This is a genomic window from Dickeya sp. Secpp 1600 (assembly GCF_003049805.1).
GTDB lineage: Bacteria > Pseudomonadota > Gammaproteobacteria > Enterobacterales > Enterobacteriaceae > Dickeya > Dickeya fangzhongdai.
Window position 1 is genome coordinate 88,051 of the sequence record NZ_CP023484.1, and the last position, 14,542, is coordinate 102,592.

Consider the following 14,542-nt stretch of genomic DNA (forward strand, 5'->3'; position numbering starts at 1 on the left):
GATAACAAAGGGCAGCCCGTTTGGGTTGCCCTTTTTGCATTCTCGCTTTCGCTTATCCCCTTCGCCGAAGGGGATGCGATGCGCCGTCCGGCTGCTGCCTGCCGTTACCGCTTATAAGACAGCTGCTGTTGATGACCGGCAAACGGCAAACCGTGGCTGGCGGGCGCCAGTTCCTGCGTGGAGGAGAGGCGGAAAGCCGACACGGTGTTGGAGAGCATGACCGCCTGTTCTTCCAGCGAGCTGGCGGCCGCGGAGGATTGCTGCACCAGCGCGGCGTTCTGCTGGGTGGTGCTGTCCATCTCGACGATCGCCTGATTCACCTGGGCGATACCGCGGCTTTGTTCATCGGACGCGACCGTAATTTCCCCCATGATGTCGTGCACATGCGTCACCGCCGTCACAATTTCCTGCATGGTTTTACCGGCTGAGTGCACCAGATGGGCGCCTTTCGATACCTGATCGACCGAGGTGGAGATCAAACCTTCAATCTCTTTGGCCGCCTGCGAGCTGCGTTGCGCCAGGTTGCGTACTTCATTGGCCACTACGGCAAAACCGCGGCCTTGTTCACCGGCGCGGGCGGCTTCCACCGCGGCGTTGAGCGCCAGAATATTGGTCTGGAAGGCGATGCCGTTGATCACCGAGGTGATTTCCGCAATCCGTTTGGAACTGCCCTCGATGTCGGACATGGTTTGCACCACGTCTTCCACCAGTTTGCCGCCTTCCTGTGCCGTGTGCGTCGCATCCAGCACCAGCTTGTTGGCCTGATGCGCGTTAGCGGCGTTCTGTTTCACGGTGGAGGTCAGTTGTTCCATGCTGGCGGCGGTTTGTTCCACCGACGCAGCCTGGGATTCGGTACGGGCGGCCAGGTCATTGTTACCGGTGACGATTTCGCTGGCGGCGGTGGTGATCTGGCTGACGCCCATACGGATGTCATCGATCATGTTGTGCAGATTGGCCTTCATTTTCGCCATAGCGCCAAACAACATGCCCAGTTCGTCACGGCGTGTGGTTTCAATGGCGATGGTCAGATCGCCGATGGCGATGCTTTCGGCGATAGCTACGGTGTTGTTCAGCGGCTGGGTAATCTGGCGGGAAATATACCAGGCAATCAGCGCGCCCAGCACCAGCGTAATCAGCGCGGTGATGGCAATCTGCCATTCGGCGCTGGTGATATCGCTCTGGGTGGCGGCGGTTTCCTCGGTGACCATCTTGTCGACATTGTCGAGCAGTTGATTGGCGGTTTCACCCAACTGTTTGGCCTGATTCATCTCCGTCTGATAAGCCGGAAGGTAAGCCAGTACCTGCGTTTTGTAGGTCGAAAGCGTAGAAACCACCGGCGCCATGATGGCTTGCTGTTCCGGCGTCAGCGCCTGAATAAACTGATTCAGCGTCGCCTGCGCGTCATCCAGCGAGGTAACCAGCGGTTTTTCCGCATCACTGTTCAGCGATAGCAACAGGCCGCGCACCAGATAGCGGACCGTCACCAGCTTCTGGTGCAGCGTGCTTAACTGCAACTGAAGCGGCAGATTGCCGGCAACCTGTTGCTCGATCTGCTTGAGCGGTTTTTCCGAATCGGACAGGTTCCAGCTTTTTCTGACGTCATCTTTTTTGGCGATGGCGTCGGTATAGTTTTTTTGTCTTTCTTTATATTGGCTGATGAGCCTGGCGATATTGCTCAGTTTGTCGTCGTAATCGCCGCGCCAGGATTTATCCTGGATTGAAGAGATTAAATTAACAATGTTATCAATATGTTTGGTGTTTTGCTGGATGCTATCCGGGTTATAACTTGTGCTATACAAAACTCGATAATAACGGGCTTCATTAACCTCATCGCTGATTTGATTGCTGAAGATAACTTTTTCAAAACGCCCTTTCAGTATTTCGATGTAGTGTACGCTTACTGCAGCAATAATGACGGTCAGCAACAGAATTAAGGAAAACCCTAATCCTAACTTCCTGCCGACTTTGATATTTTCGAATTTTATAGCCATTTTTTTTCTTCCATCATTAATAGGCTGAGTGATGAAGTAATGTGGTGAATAACCGATTTATTCGTGAATGTGAGATTGCCATGTTGGCGGCTGTGTGTAGTCTATAACAAAAACTGCAGAATCTATCGGCGCGCCATAGTGAAACTTTATACTGCTTTTCGCGGCGATAATCCTGAAAATAAAATAAAAAAAACCCGGCATAACAAATGTTATTCCGGGTTTGGTCGCGTTAATTTCTGATTTAGAAATTAATTTTTACCTTTTACTTATTTTTTGGCTTCAGCGAGACGTTTAGCCGCTTCGTCCCAGTTTACGACGCTCCAGAACGCTTTAATGTAGTCCGGACGGCGGTTCTGGTATTTCAGGTAATAAGCGTGCTCCCACACGTCCAGTGCGATGAGCGGATAGCCGGATGCGCCGGAAATCGCTTCGCCCATCAGCGGGCTGTCCTGGTTGGCGGTGGAAACGACAGCCAGTTTGCCGTCATCTTTCAGCACCAGCCACGCCCAGCCGGAACCGAAACGGGTTGCTGCCGCCTGCTCGAATTTTTCTTTGAACGCGTCAACGCTGCCGAAATCGCGCTCAATGGCGGCTTTCAGTTCGCCTGTCAGCGTGGTGCCCAGTTTCAGGCCTTTCCAGAACAGGCTGTGGTTGGCGTGACCGCCGGCGTTGTTACGCAGAGGGCCTTTTTTGTCGGCCGGCAGTTGATCCAGTTTGGTGATCAGCTCTTCGGCGGACAGGCTGGCGAACTCTGGCAGGGATTCCAGCGCTGCGTTAGCGTTATTGACGTAAGCCTGATGGTGTTTGGAGTGATGGATTTCCATCGTCTGCTTGTCGAAGTGCGGCTCCAGTGCGTCATAAGCATAAGGCAGGGATGGCAGTGAATAACTCATGTTTAGCATCTCCATTGTTGTCGTGCGCAATTTAGTTATTGGGCGGCGCTATTGCTTGTTAGCACCGCGTAAGCATTAGGTTCATTATAGTTAATTAAATGATCTTGAAAACGACTATTCGTGGCACCGGCCGGTTTATCTGCGCGCTTTATTCCGCGATTACAAGCGTTTATGCCGTAATCGCTCCGACTAACAACAAATCGATCTAAGCTCTGCCCGGTCTGACCATCAGGCCTGCAAGCGCTGCGGATGGGTATAGATGGTGGCGCGTCCGGGGCGACAGAAGCCGACCAGCGTCAGATTGCACCGCTCGGCCACCTCTACCGCCAGCGACGTAGCGGCTGAAACCGCAAACAGAATTTCCACCCCGCACATGGCGGATTTTTGCACCATTTCATAGCTGGCGCGGCTGGATACCAGCGCCGCTCCCTGTTGCCAGGGCCGGCGCGCGCGCGTTCCCAGCAGTTTGTCCAGCGCTACATGGCGGCCGACGTCCTCACAGCCGCCCAACAGTTCCCCTTCCGGCGACAACCAGGCCGCGGCGTGCGTCGAACCGGTCAGCGCGCCCGCCTGTTGCACGCTTTTCAGCGCCTGCAACGCCTGCTCCAGACGGGACAGCGAGAAGTGCTGGGTGAACGGCAGCGGCGACACCGGTTTGCCGATTTCTTCCAACTGCTCCACCCCGCAGACCCCGCAGCCGGTTCGCCCATCCATCGCCCGCCGGCGCGCTTTCAACCCGGCGAAACGGCGGCTGGACAGCTCGATCTGTACTTCAATGCCGTTGCACACCGGCACGACATCCATGCCGTAGATGTCCTGCGGCGACTGGATGATGCCTTCCGACAGGGAAAAGCCGAGCGCAAACGGCTCCAGATCTTTTGGCGACGCCATCATCACGACGTGCGAAATACCGTTATAGACCAGCGCCACCGGCACTTCTTCCGCCAACCAGTCCTGCCGCGGCGAATCCAGTTCACCCTGATGCCAGACGGTGCGCTGGCAGGCGCCAGCTATCAATCTCTCTGCGACGCCCTGAGAATCATCATTGTTCACGGTGTTGTGCCCGCTGTTACGTGTGTCTATTTTGACATTATTTCACCGCCGTGGCAGGGATGCGAATTTTTATCCCGTCAGTTTCCATCCACACTCTACGGATAAAAAAGTATGGCCTGAATGTGGGAATAACAAACTGTGCGCTGCGTCGAAGAGTGGCGTTTTTCCCTGCGGTAGACCTTTTACAATCTGGTAACACTGTATACGATTTAATCATTACTTTCTGTGAGGACTTATCAGCCAGACGGAGCTTTTCATGCCTGCCGGTTTCGCTCTGGCAGGCTCTGGCTGCCGCGGCGCAGGGGGGGGCTGGCATGACGCCGGGTATCCGCCTGCGATGACACCCTGTATCACCAAAGGAGACAGACATGGCCATCGATACCGCAGGAAACCGGGTGTTGCCCGGTGAATACGGACCCGCCCTCACGCTGAAAAAGCGCTACGACAACTTTATCGGCGGCGCGTGGGTGCCGCCATCCAGCAATCAATACTACGTCAACCTGACGCCGGTGACCGGCCAGCCGCTGTGTGAAGTCGCCAGTTCAAACAACCGCGACGTCGAACATGCGCTGGACGCGGCTCACAAGGCCAGCGCCGAATGGGGGGCGTTATCCACCCGCGAACGGGCGCAGATCCTTAATCGCATCGCCGATCGCATGGAGGCTAATCTGGATCTGCTGGCCAGCGCGGAAACCTGGGACAACGGGAAACCGATCCGGGAAACGCGCAATGCCGATGTGCCGCTGGGTATCGATCACTTCCGTTACTTTGCCGCCTGTATTCGCGCGCAGGAAGGGTCGATCAGCGAGATCGACCACGATACCGTCGCCTACCATTTCCACGAACCGCTGGGCGTAGTCGGGCAGATTATTCCGTGGAACTTCCCGCTGCTGATGGCGTGCTGGAAACTGGCGCCGGCGCTGGCGGCCGGTAACTGCATCGTACTGAAACCCGCCAAGCTGACGCCGCTGTCGGTGCTGTTGCTGATGGAGCTGATTCAGGATGTGCTGCCGCCGGGCGTGCTGAACGTGGTTAACGGCGCCGGCGGGCAGATCGGCGAGTACCTGGCGACGTCGCCGCGTATCGCCAAGGTGGCCTTTACCGGCTCGACCGAAGTCGGCCAGCAGATCATGGGTTATGCGGCGCAGAACGTCATCCCGGTAACGCTGGAACTGGGCGGTAAATCGCCGAATATCTTCTTTGCCGACGTGATGGATCAGGAAGACAGCTTCTTTGACAAGGTGCTGGAAGGGTTTGCGCTGTTTGCGTTCAATCAGGGCGAGGTGTGTACCTGCCCGAGCCGGGCGTTGATTCAGGAATCGATTTACGAACGGTTCATGGAGCGCGCCATCAAACGGGTGGAATCCATCCGGGTCGGCAATCCGCTCGACAGTCAAACCATGATGGGTGCGCAGGTGTCGGCGGGGCAACTGGATACCATCCTCAATTACATCGATATCGGCAAGAAAGAAGGGGCGCAGGTGCTGACCGGCGGGCACCGCAAAGTGCTGCCGGGGGAACTGGCGCAAGGTTACTATCTGGAGCCGACCATTCTGTTCGGCCAGAACAGCATGCGAGTGTTCCAGGAGGAGATCTTCGGGCCGGTGCTGGCGGTGACTACCTTCAAAACGCCGGAGGAAGCGCTGGCGATTGCCAACGACACCCCTTACGGTTTGGGCGCCGGGGTATGGAGCCGCAACGCCAACATCGCCTACCGCATGGGCCGCGGCATCCAGGCCGGCCGCGTCTGGACCAACTGTTACCATGCTTACCCGGCGCATGCGGCGTTCGGCGGTTATAAACAGTCCGGTATTGGGCGAGAAACCCACAAGATGATGCTGGAGCACTATCAGCAGACCAAATGCCTGCTGGTCAGTTACTCCGAGAAACCACTCGGTTTGTTCTAAGCCAGCCGCTAGTCAGAAGAGGGCCGCTTTTGCGGCCCTTTCCTTTTTGCTAATACGGTAAGTTTATTAATACGGTGAGTTTTGCCATCGGCTGGGCGGCTCGCATCAGATCATCAGCGGGCTGAGTTGCTGGTAGAGCTGGCGGAATACCGTGCGCTGTTGCGCGTACTGCGCGTGGCGCGTCGGGTCCGGCTGGTGCGTTTGTTCCAGCGGCAAAGCGGGCAGCAACTGCGCCAGCGGCGTCGTCGGATTCAGCGCAATTTGCGCCAGCCGCGCTGCGCCCAGCGCCGGGCCGACATCGCCGCCGGTGCGGTACTCCAGCGTCTTGCCGCTGATATCCGCCAGCATCTGTCGCCAGTAAGCGCTGCGGGCGCCGCCGCCGATCAGCGTTACCTGCCGGGGTTCCAGCCCGGTTGCATGCAGCGCGTCCATGCCGTCCGCCAGCGCAAATCCCACGCCTTCCAACACCGCGCGCGCCAGCGCCGCACGGCCGTGCGAGTGGGTCAGCCCCCAGAAGGCGCCCTTAGCTTGCGGGTTGTTGTGCGGCGTGCGTTCGCCGGACAGGTAGGGCAGGAACCACACCGGCGTGGCGGTTTCATCCTCGCTTGCCTGTTCGGCTTCGGCGAGCAGCGCCGCCACGCTGTCGGCGTGCGTGAGCCGTGCGGCCCAGTCGAGACAGGACGCGGCGCTCAGCATGACGGACATCAGATGCCAGCTGTTGGGCAACGCATGGCAAAAGCTGTGAACGGCACGTTGGGGATTGCTGAGAAAGCCGTTGCTGACCGCGAAGTAAACCCCGGACGTGCCGAGCGACAGCATGGCCTGGCCGGCCTGATACAGCCCGACGCCGATGGCGCCGGCGGCATTGTCGCCGCCGCCTGCGACCACCGGCACCGGCGGTATGCCCCAGCGGGCGGCGATGTCGGCGCGCAGCTGTCCGGTAATCTGGTTGCCTTCGAACAATGCAGGCATCTGATCGCGGTGTAGTCCGCAGGCGGTGAGCAGGGCGTCATTCCAGTCCCGTCGGGCGACATCCATCCACAACGTGCCCGCCGCATCGGACATGTCGCTGGCGAAATCCCCGGTCAGGCGCCAGCGCAGGTAATCTTTTGGCAACAGCACCTTGTCGATTTGCCGAAAAATATCCGGCTCGTGCTGCTGTACCCACTTCAGTTTCGGCGCGGTAAAGCCGGGCATCATCAGGTTGCCGGTGATGCGGCGGGCGTCCGGCACCTGTTGCTCCAGTTGCCGGCATTGTGCGGCGCTGCGTCCGTCGTTCCACAGGATAGCCGGGCGCAACACCCGCTGCTTCGCATCCAGCAGCGTCGCGCCGTGCATCTGGCCGGTCAGCCCGATGGCCCGCACACCCTGCAACGCCTGTTGCGCGGCCAACCCGGTCAGGGCGGCGTCGGTTGCCTGCCACCACGCTTGCGGATCCTGTTCCGACCACAGCGGATGTGGGCGTGAGACATTCAGCGGCACACTGTGGCTGGCCGCCACGTCGCCGTTTTCCCGTAATAAGATGGCTTTCACGCCCGATGTGCCAAGATCGATGCCGATGTACATAACGCCTCGCTGTGACTTCGTGTGCCGTTATCAGGCTGTACCCTTAATATTTGTACTGCTGGCGCAGACGCCAAAAACCCGTTTTCCGCGTTGTTGGGGTTGCGCCAGCCTACACCTATTCAACCGAACAGGTAGCGATTAACCAGATTTTCCAGTCGTTCCTGCTGCCCGCTGTGGTGTTGCGGGTCAAGCTGATTGCGGGCGGCATAACCCGCCAGCATCTCCAGCGACGCGTTGCCCTGCAGGATCTGCTGCCCCAGTTCGCCGTTCCAGCCGGCGTAGCGGTTGGCGACGTGCTGGTTCAGCTCGCCGTCTTCCAGCATGCGGACGGCCACCTTGAGCGACAGCGCCATCGTGTCCATCGCGCCGATATGGGCGTGGAACAGATCGTAGCGATCGGTGCTCTGGCGGCGGACCTTGGCGTCGAAATTGAGGCCGCCGGTGGTGAATCCGCCTGCTTTCAGGATTTCATAGAGTACCAGCGCGTTTTCCTCCACGCTGTTGGGGAACTGGTCGGTGTCCCAGCCGAGCTGCGGGTCGCCGCGATTGGTGTCCACCGAACCGAAGATGCCGAGCGCAATCGCGGTGGCGATCTCGTGATGGAAGGTATGTCCCGCCAGCGTGGCGTGGTTGGCCTCGATATTGACCTTGATTTCTTTCTCCAGCCCGAACTGTTTGAGGAAGCCGTAGACGGTGGCGACATCGTAGTCGTACTGGTGTTTGGTCGGCTCCTGCGGTTTGGGTTCGATCAGCAGCGTGCCGTTGAAACCGATCTTGTGCTTGTGCTCCACCACCATCTGCATAAAGCGCCCAATCTGTTCGCGCTCCTGACGCAGGTCGGTATTGAGCAGGGTCTCGTAGCCTTCGCGGCCGCCCCACAGGACATAGTTCTCGCCGCCCAGCGTTTTGGTGGCGTTCATGGCGCTGAACACCTGCGTGGCGGCCCAGGCGAACACTTCCGGGTCGGGGTTGGTGGCGGCACCGGCGGCGTAACGCGGATTCGTGAAACAGTTGGCGGTGCCCCACAGCAGCTTCACGCCGGTTTCCTGCTGTTTGGCCGCCAGAATCTCGGTCATGGCGGCGAAGTTGTTCTGGTATTCCTGTAACGAACCGCCTTCCGGCGCGACGTCGACATCGTGGAAACAGTAATAGGGCGCGCCCAGTTTGTGCAGGAACTCAAAGGCGATATCGGCTTTGCGTTTCGCCAGCGCCAGCGCGTCGCCGGACTGCTGCCAGGGCCGGGCGAAGGCGCCGGCGCCGAACATGTCGGAACCGTTCCAGCAGAAGGTGTGCCAGTAACAGACCGCGAAACGCAAATGGTCGGCCATGCGCTTGCCGAGGATGACCTCGTCAGGGTTGTAATGGCGGAAGGCAAACGGATTGCGGCTGCCCTGACCTTCAAAGCGGACTTTTTCTATCTGATCAAAATAAGCGTGCATTGTTATCTCCTTGCAAACCACCGGAATGGCTGTTTTCAGCCTTTTCTCAATATTCCGTTTGCCTGCCGGTTTCCTCAATTACGTTATTTCACAGTGAAATTCAGATAATTATTAAATGTGCGCTCGATCGCAAAAAATAACCGGAATAATCTGCAAAACCGCTCGCACTCGTTGGTGTTATGAAATGGATTAACAAGATGAAAATATGACCGCTATCAAAAAATAACAATTAAACCAAAAAACGTAATTCGGAGATAAAAATCAGCAATTGCTGACCCTGACTTTTCTTGTCAACAATTTCATGCAACGTAGCCGTAAGTGAAGTGACGTTTTTATCCTGCCTTCCTGTATATCCAAAATAATTCGAGTTGCAGGAAGGCGGCGACGCAGCGAATCCCCGGGAGCTTACTTAAGTAAGTGACTGGGGTGAGCGAGGAAAGCCAACGCACCTGCAACTTGAAGTATGACGGGTATAACAAAGGTACTCTACGATGAAAATGAAACACGTATTACTGTCAGCCTGTGCCGCACTTGCCATGCTGAGTCAGCCGGGGTTTGCCAAAGAGGTTAAAATCGGCATGGCTATCGACGACCTGCGTCTCGAACGCTGGCAGAAGGATCGGGATATTTTTGTGAAGAACGCCGAAGAAAAAGGGGCGAAAGTGTTTGTGCAGTCCGCCAACGGCAATGAAGAAACCCAGATATCCCAGATAGAAAATATGATTAACCGCGGCGTCGATGTGCTGGTGATTATCCCTTATAACGGTCAGGTTTTAAGTAACGTGATTGCCGAAGCCAAACGCGAGGGAATAAAAGTATTGGCTTATGACCGTATGATTAATAACGCGGATATCGATTTTTACATTTCGTTTGATAATGAAAAAGTCGGAGAACTTCAGGCACAATATTTGATCAATAAGGTGCCGCAGGGCAGTTATTTTCTGATGGGCGGATCGCCGGTTGATAATAACGCCAAGCTGTTCCGCCAGGGCCAGATGAAAGTATTAAAACCGTTAATTGATAGCGGCAAGATCAAGGTGGCGGGCGACCAGTGGGTGGATGCCTGGCTGCCGGAAAATGCGCTGAAAATCATGGAAAACGCGCTGACCGCCAACAACAACAAGATTGATGCGGTGGTGGCCTCGAACGACGCGACCGCGGGCGGCGCGATTCAGGCGCTCTCCGCCCAGGGGCTGGCCGGCAAGGTGGCGATCTCCGGTCAGGACGCCGACCTGGCGGCCATCAAGCGGATCGTAGCCGGCACCCAGACCATGACCGTGTACAAACCCATCAGCAAACTGGCGCAGGATGCGGCCAATATCGCGGTGTCGCTGGGGCAGGGGAAAAAGCCGGAGTCCAACGCCACGCTCAATAACGGCAAGAAGGATGTGCCTGCCTTCCTGCTGACGCCGATCCCGGTCGACAAGACGAATATCGACAGCACCGTCGTCGCCGACGGATTCCATAAGAAAGCGGACATCTATTAACCAGTTCGCCCGCCGTCCGGCGAGCCGCTTTGCGGCGTCGCTGGATGTGCGGCATCGGCCAGGCGGAGGGGTTATGCCGTGTCTGTTGGAAATGAAAAACATCACCAAGGCCTTCGGGGCGGTGAAAGCGGTGGACAATGTCAGCCTGCAGCTGGAGGCGGGGCAGGTGTTGTCGCTGTGCGGCGAGAACGGTTCCGGCAAGTCGACGCTGATGAAGGTGCTGTGCGCGGTGTATCCGTACGGCAGCTATGAGGGCAGCATCCGGTTCGCCGGCGATGAGCTGCGGGCCGGGCATATCCGCGACACCGAGCAGAAAGGGATCGCCATCATTCATCAGGAGCTGGCGCTGGTCAAAGCGATGACGGTGCTGGAAAACATCTTTCTCGGCAATGAGCGGACGCGCTTTGGCGTGATGGATTACGACGCCATGTACCTGCGCTGTCAGACGATGCTGGCGCAGGTGCGGCTGGACATCGATCCGAATACCCGTGTTGGCGAACTGGGGTTGGGTCAACAGCAACTGGTGGAGATCGCCAAAGCGTTGAACAAGCAGGTTAGGCTGCTGATTCTCGATGAACCCACCGCGTCGCTGACCGAGCGGGAAACCGGCGTGTTGCTGGATATCGTGCGCGACCTGCGTCACCACGGCATCGCCTGCATCTACATCTCCCACAAGCTCAACGAGGTCAAGGCGATTTCCGACGTGATCTGCGTGATCCGCGACGGCAAACACATTGGCACCTGCCCGGCGGACTCGCTCAGCGAAGATCAGATCATCGCCATGATGGTGGGGCGTGAGCTGACGGAGCTGTACCCGAACCAACCGCATGATATCGGCGAAGAGGTGCTGCGGGTAGAACACCTGACCGCCTGGCATCCGGTGAACCGCCATATTCGCCGGGTGGACGACGTGTCGTTCAGCCTGCGCCGCGGCGAAGTGCTGGGGATCGCCGGGCTGGTCGGCGCCGGGCGCACCGAAACGGTCCAGTGCCTGTTCGGCGCGTATCCAGGGCGATGGCAGGGCGATATCCGGGTGGAAGGCAAACCGGTCGCTATCCGGCATTGTCGGCAGGCGATGGCGCTGGGGATCGCTATGGTGCCGGAAGATCGCAAGAAGGACGGCATCATTCCGGTGATGAGCGTGGCGCAGAATATTACGCTGGCGGCGCTCGACCAGTTCACCGGCGCGCTGTCGGTGCTGCGGGATGCCGAGGAGCAGCATAGTTTGCGGGAGTCGATCACCCATCTGAAAGTGAAAACCGCATCGCCTGAGCTGGCGATCGCCCGCCTCAGCGGCGGCAACCAGCAAAAGGCCATCCTGGCGAAGTGCCTGCTGTTGCGCCCGAAAATCCTGATTCTGGATGAACCGACCCGGGGGATCGACATCGGCGCAAAATATGAAATCTATAAACTGATCAATCAGTTGGTGAAGCAACAAATCGCCGTCATCGTGATTTCCTCCGAACTGCCCGAGGTGCTGGGCCTGAGCGACCGGGTGCTGGTGATGCATCAGGGGCGGCTTAAGGCGGATTTGCCTAATCGGGGCCTGACGCAGGAGCAGGTGATGGAAGCCGCATTAAGGAGTGAGCATCATGCTGAAAACCTGGCTGTCTGACCGTACGCCCGCGTCGGCGGCGTCTCCCGGCGACGCGTCTCGCCGCCGTCCTTTCAATCTGCAGGTGCTGGTGATGATCGCGGCGATTGTCGCCATCATGCTGTTTTTCACCTTCATGACCGACGGCGCGTACCTCAGCGCGCGCAACATTTCCAACCTGCTGCGCCAGACCGCCATCACCGGCATTCTGGCGGTGGGCATGGTGTTTGTGATTATTTCCGCCGAAATCGACCTGTCGGTCGGTTCCATGATGGGGCTGCTGGGCGGCGTGGCGGCGATTCTGGATGTCTGGTATGGCTGGCCGTTGCCCCTGACGGTGGCGGCGACCCTGCTATTGGGGCTGTTGCTCGGCGCCTGGAACGGCTGGTGGGTGGCATACCGGCGCGTGCCGTCGTTCATTGTGACGTTGGCGGGCATGCTGGCGTTTCGCGGCGTGCTGATCGGCATCACCAACGGGACGACGGTATCGCCAACCAGCCCGGCGATGTCGCAGATTGGCCAGAGTTATCTGCCGGAAGGCGTGGGATTTTTGTTCGGCGTTATCGGGCTGATGGTGTTTGTGGTATGGCGCTGGCGTCAGCGGCTGCGTCGTCAGCGACTGGGGCTGCCGGTGGCCGCCGCGTCCGGCGATGTCGCTCGCCAGGCGCTGATGGCGGTGCTGGTGCTGGGCGCCATCTATCTGCTCAATGATTATCGCGGGGTGCCGACGCCGGTACTGCTGCTGACGCTCATCATGCTGGGCGGCATGTTCATGGCGGTACGCACCGCCTTCGGGCGGCGTATTTACGCCGTGGGCGGCAATATCGACGCGGCCCGCCTGTCGGGGGTGAATGTCGAGCGCACCAAGCTGGCGGTGTTCGCCATCAACGGCCTGATGGTGGCGGTGGCGGGTCTGGTGCTCAGTTCCCGGCTGGGCGCCGGGTCGCCGTCAGCCGGGAATATCGCGGAGCTGGACGCCATCGCCGCCTGCGTCATCGGCGGCACCAGCCTGGCGGGCGGGGTAGGTAGCGTGGCGGGCGCCGTGATGGGGGCGTTCATTATGGCGTCGCTGGATAACGGCATGAGCATGCTCGATGTACCCACCTTCTGGCAGTACATCGTCAAGGGCGGCATCCTGCTGCTGGCGGTGTGGATGGATACCGCCACCAAGCATAAGGCCTGATCACTGTGATGGCCGGGATGGCGGTATATCTGCGGCAAAATGAGCGAGACAGTTCGCAAAGTAAGGAAATTATTTTTGGGCTAACGGTCGACCGTGCTATTTAGGCGGAAGGCGCGCTTTTTGCGCCGGATCGCCGGATTTCGCCCGGAGAAGGGACGACGCCCACCATCGTACTGTCCGAAGAGAACGTATCGCCATGTTTGAGAAACGCTACCGTATTACGTTGCTGTTCAATGCCAACAAAGTATACGACCGGCAGGTGGTTGAAGGCGTAGGTGAGTATCTGCAGGCGTCTCAGTGCGACTGGGATATCTTCATCGAGGAGGATTTTCGCTGTCGCATCGAAAATATCCGCGACTGGCTGGGGGATGGCGTGATCGCGGATTTCGACGATCCGGCGATTATCGCATTGCTGTCCGGGGTGCGGGTGCCGCTGGTGGGCGTGGGTGGTTCTTATCACCATCCGCAGGACTATCCGCCGGTGCACTATATCGCCACCGATAACCACGCGCTGGTGGAGAGCGCGTTTTTGCATCTGAAGAATAAGGGGTTGAACCGGTTCGCGTTTTACGGCCTGCCGGCATCGGTGGGGAAAGGGTGGGCGCAGGAACGGGAACACGCTTTTCGGCAGTTGGTGGCGGCGGAGCAGTATCAGGGCGTGGTGTATCAGGGCATGGCGACATCGCCGGGCAACTGGCAGTACGCTCAAAACCGGCTGGCGGACTGGATTCAGACTCTACCGCCTCAAACCGGCATCATTGCGGTGACGGATGCCCGCGCCCGCCATCTGTTGCAGGTGTGCGAGCATCTGAACATCGCGGTGCCGGAAAAGCTGTGCGTGATTGGCATCGATAATGAAGAACTGACCCGCTACCTGTCGCGCGTAGCCCTATCTTCAGTGGCGCAGGGGACGCGGCAGATGGGGTATCGGGCCGCCAAACTGTTGCATCAGTTGTTGCTGACGCCCTATGCGCTGCCGTTGCAGCGCATTCTGGTGCCGCCGCTGCGGGTGGTGGAACGCAGCTCGACCGATTACCGTTCGGTGCATGACCCGGCGGTGATTCAGGCGATGCATTTTATCCGTCATCACGCCTGTAAAGGCATCAAAGTGGAGCAGGTGCTAGACGCGGTCGGGCTGTCGCGTTCCAACCTTGAAAAACGCTTCAAGGATGAAACCGGGCAGACCATTCACGGTATGATCCACACCGAAAAACTGGAGCGGGCGAGAAATCTGCTGGTGTCTACGTCGCTGTCGATCAACGAGATTTCGTCTATGTGTGGTTATCCCTCGTTGCCGTATTTTTATTCCGTGTTCCGTAAGGATTACGACCTGACGCCGCGCGAATACCGCGAACGCTATGGCGAAGGCGGCTACGGCGACAGCCGATATGACAATGAATGACGGGATGTAATCCGGGGGTAATCTGAG

Annotated in this window: 10 protein-coding genes; 5 read left to right on the forward strand and 5 right to left on the reverse strand. The window is 58.3% G+C overall.

Features of this window, described 5'->3' with window-relative positions; all coding sequences use genetic code 11:
* Positions 1–104: 104 nt before the first annotated feature.
* From CPA59_RS00380 to fdhD, 3 genes are all read right to left on the reverse strand, one after another.
* Complete coding sequence (locus CPA59_RS00380; RefSeq protein WP_038920636.1) at positions 105–1,991, reverse strand: methyl-accepting chemotaxis protein; 1,887 nt, start codon at positions 1,989–1,991, stop codon at positions 105–107.
* Between the two features lie 266 nt (positions 1,992–2,257).
* Entirely contained in the window at positions 2,258–2,884 is a 627-nt protein-coding gene (gene sodA, locus CPA59_RS00385; protein ID WP_038920635.1) for a superoxide dismutase [Mn], read from the reverse strand.
* Between the two features lie 228 nt (positions 2,885–3,112).
* A complete protein-coding gene (gene fdhD, locus CPA59_RS00390; RefSeq protein WP_100848646.1) occupies positions 3,113–3,937 on the reverse strand; it encodes a formate dehydrogenase accessory sulfurtransferase FdhD in 825 nt (274 codons plus the stop codon).
* A gap of 368 nt (positions 3,938–4,305) precedes the next feature.
* Between fdhD and CPA59_RS00395 the strand changes: the two genes are divergently transcribed.
* Positions 4,306–5,844: an aldehyde dehydrogenase family protein gene (locus tag CPA59_RS00395; RefSeq protein ID WP_049855282.1), complete on the forward strand. Its 1,539-nt coding sequence runs from the start codon at positions 4,306–4,308 to the stop codon at positions 5,842–5,844.
* Positions 5,845–5,949: 105 nt separating this feature from the next.
* Here CPA59_RS00395 and xylB read toward each other — a convergent pair whose 3' ends face one another.
* Together xylB and xylA are read right to left on the reverse strand one after the other, a co-directional pair.
* Positions 5,950–7,410, reverse strand: coding sequence for a xylulokinase (gene xylB / locus CPA59_RS00400; protein WP_107758492.1), 1,461 nt, complete (start codon positions 7,408–7,410; stop codon positions 5,950–5,952).
* 119 nt (positions 7,411–7,529) lie between these two features.
* Complete coding sequence (xylA, locus tag CPA59_RS00405) at positions 7,530–8,849, reverse strand: xylose isomerase (RefSeq protein ID WP_038920630.1); 1,320 nt, start codon at positions 8,847–8,849, stop codon at positions 7,530–7,532.
* A gap of 491 nt (positions 8,850–9,340) precedes the next feature.
* Between xylA and xylF the strand changes: the two genes are divergently transcribed.
* The 4 genes from xylF (at position 9,341) to xylR (ending at position 14,515) form a co-directional block, all read left to right on the forward strand.
* Complete coding sequence (gene xylF, locus CPA59_RS00410) at positions 9,341–10,336, forward strand: D-xylose ABC transporter substrate-binding protein (protein WP_038920629.1); 996 nt, start codon at positions 9,341–9,343, stop codon at positions 10,334–10,336.
* 73 nt (positions 10,337–10,409) lie between these two features.
* Entirely contained in the window at positions 10,410–11,951 is a 1,542-nt protein-coding gene (locus CPA59_RS00415; RefSeq protein ID WP_038920628.1) for a xylose ABC transporter ATP-binding protein, read from the forward strand.
* Positions 11,929–13,113, forward strand: a complete 1,185-nt coding sequence (gene xylH / locus CPA59_RS00420) for a xylose ABC transporter permease XylH (protein WP_107758493.1) — start codon at positions 11,929–11,931, stop codon at positions 13,111–13,113. The genes CPA59_RS00415 and xylH overlap by 23 nt, the downstream gene beginning before the upstream one ends.
* Positions 13,114–13,309: 196 nt before the next feature.
* Positions 13,310–14,515: a D-xylose utilization transcriptional activator XylR gene (gene xylR, locus CPA59_RS00425; protein WP_038920626.1), complete on the forward strand. Its 1,206-nt coding sequence runs from the start codon at positions 13,310–13,312 to the stop codon at positions 14,513–14,515.
* Positions 14,516–14,542: the final 27 nt, after the last annotated feature.

Coding starts and splice junctions, on each gene's coding strand:
- xylA (WP_038920630.1), bottom strand. CDS start 8,849: ATGCACGCTTATTTTGATCAGATAGAAAAAGTCCGCTTTGAAGGTCAG.
- xylF (WP_038920629.1), top strand. CDS start 9,341: ATGAAAATGAAACACGTATTACTGTCAGCCTGTGCCGCACTTGCCATG.
- CPA59_RS00415 (WP_038920628.1), top strand. CDS start 10,410: ATGCCGTGTCTGTTGGAAATGAAAAACATCACCAAGGCCTTCGGGGCG.
- CPA59_RS00380 (WP_038920636.1), bottom strand. CDS start 1,991: ATGGCTATAAAATTCGAAAATATCAAAGTCGGCAGGAAGTTAGGATTA.
- xylH (WP_107758493.1), top strand. CDS start 11,929: ATGCTGAAAACCTGGCTGTCTGACCGTACGCCCGCGTCGGCGGCGTCT.
- sodA (WP_038920635.1), bottom strand. CDS start 2,884: ATGAGTTATTCACTGCCATCCCTGCCTTATGCTTATGACGCACTGGAG.
- CPA59_RS00395 (WP_049855282.1), top strand. CDS start 4,306: ATGGCCATCGATACCGCAGGAAACCGGGTGTTGCCCGGTGAATACGGA.
- xylR (WP_038920626.1), top strand. CDS start 13,310: ATGTTTGAGAAACGCTACCGTATTACGTTGCTGTTCAATGCCAACAAA.
- xylB (WP_107758492.1), bottom strand. CDS start 7,410: ATGTACATCGGCATCGATCTTGGCACATCGGGCGTGAAAGCCATCTTA.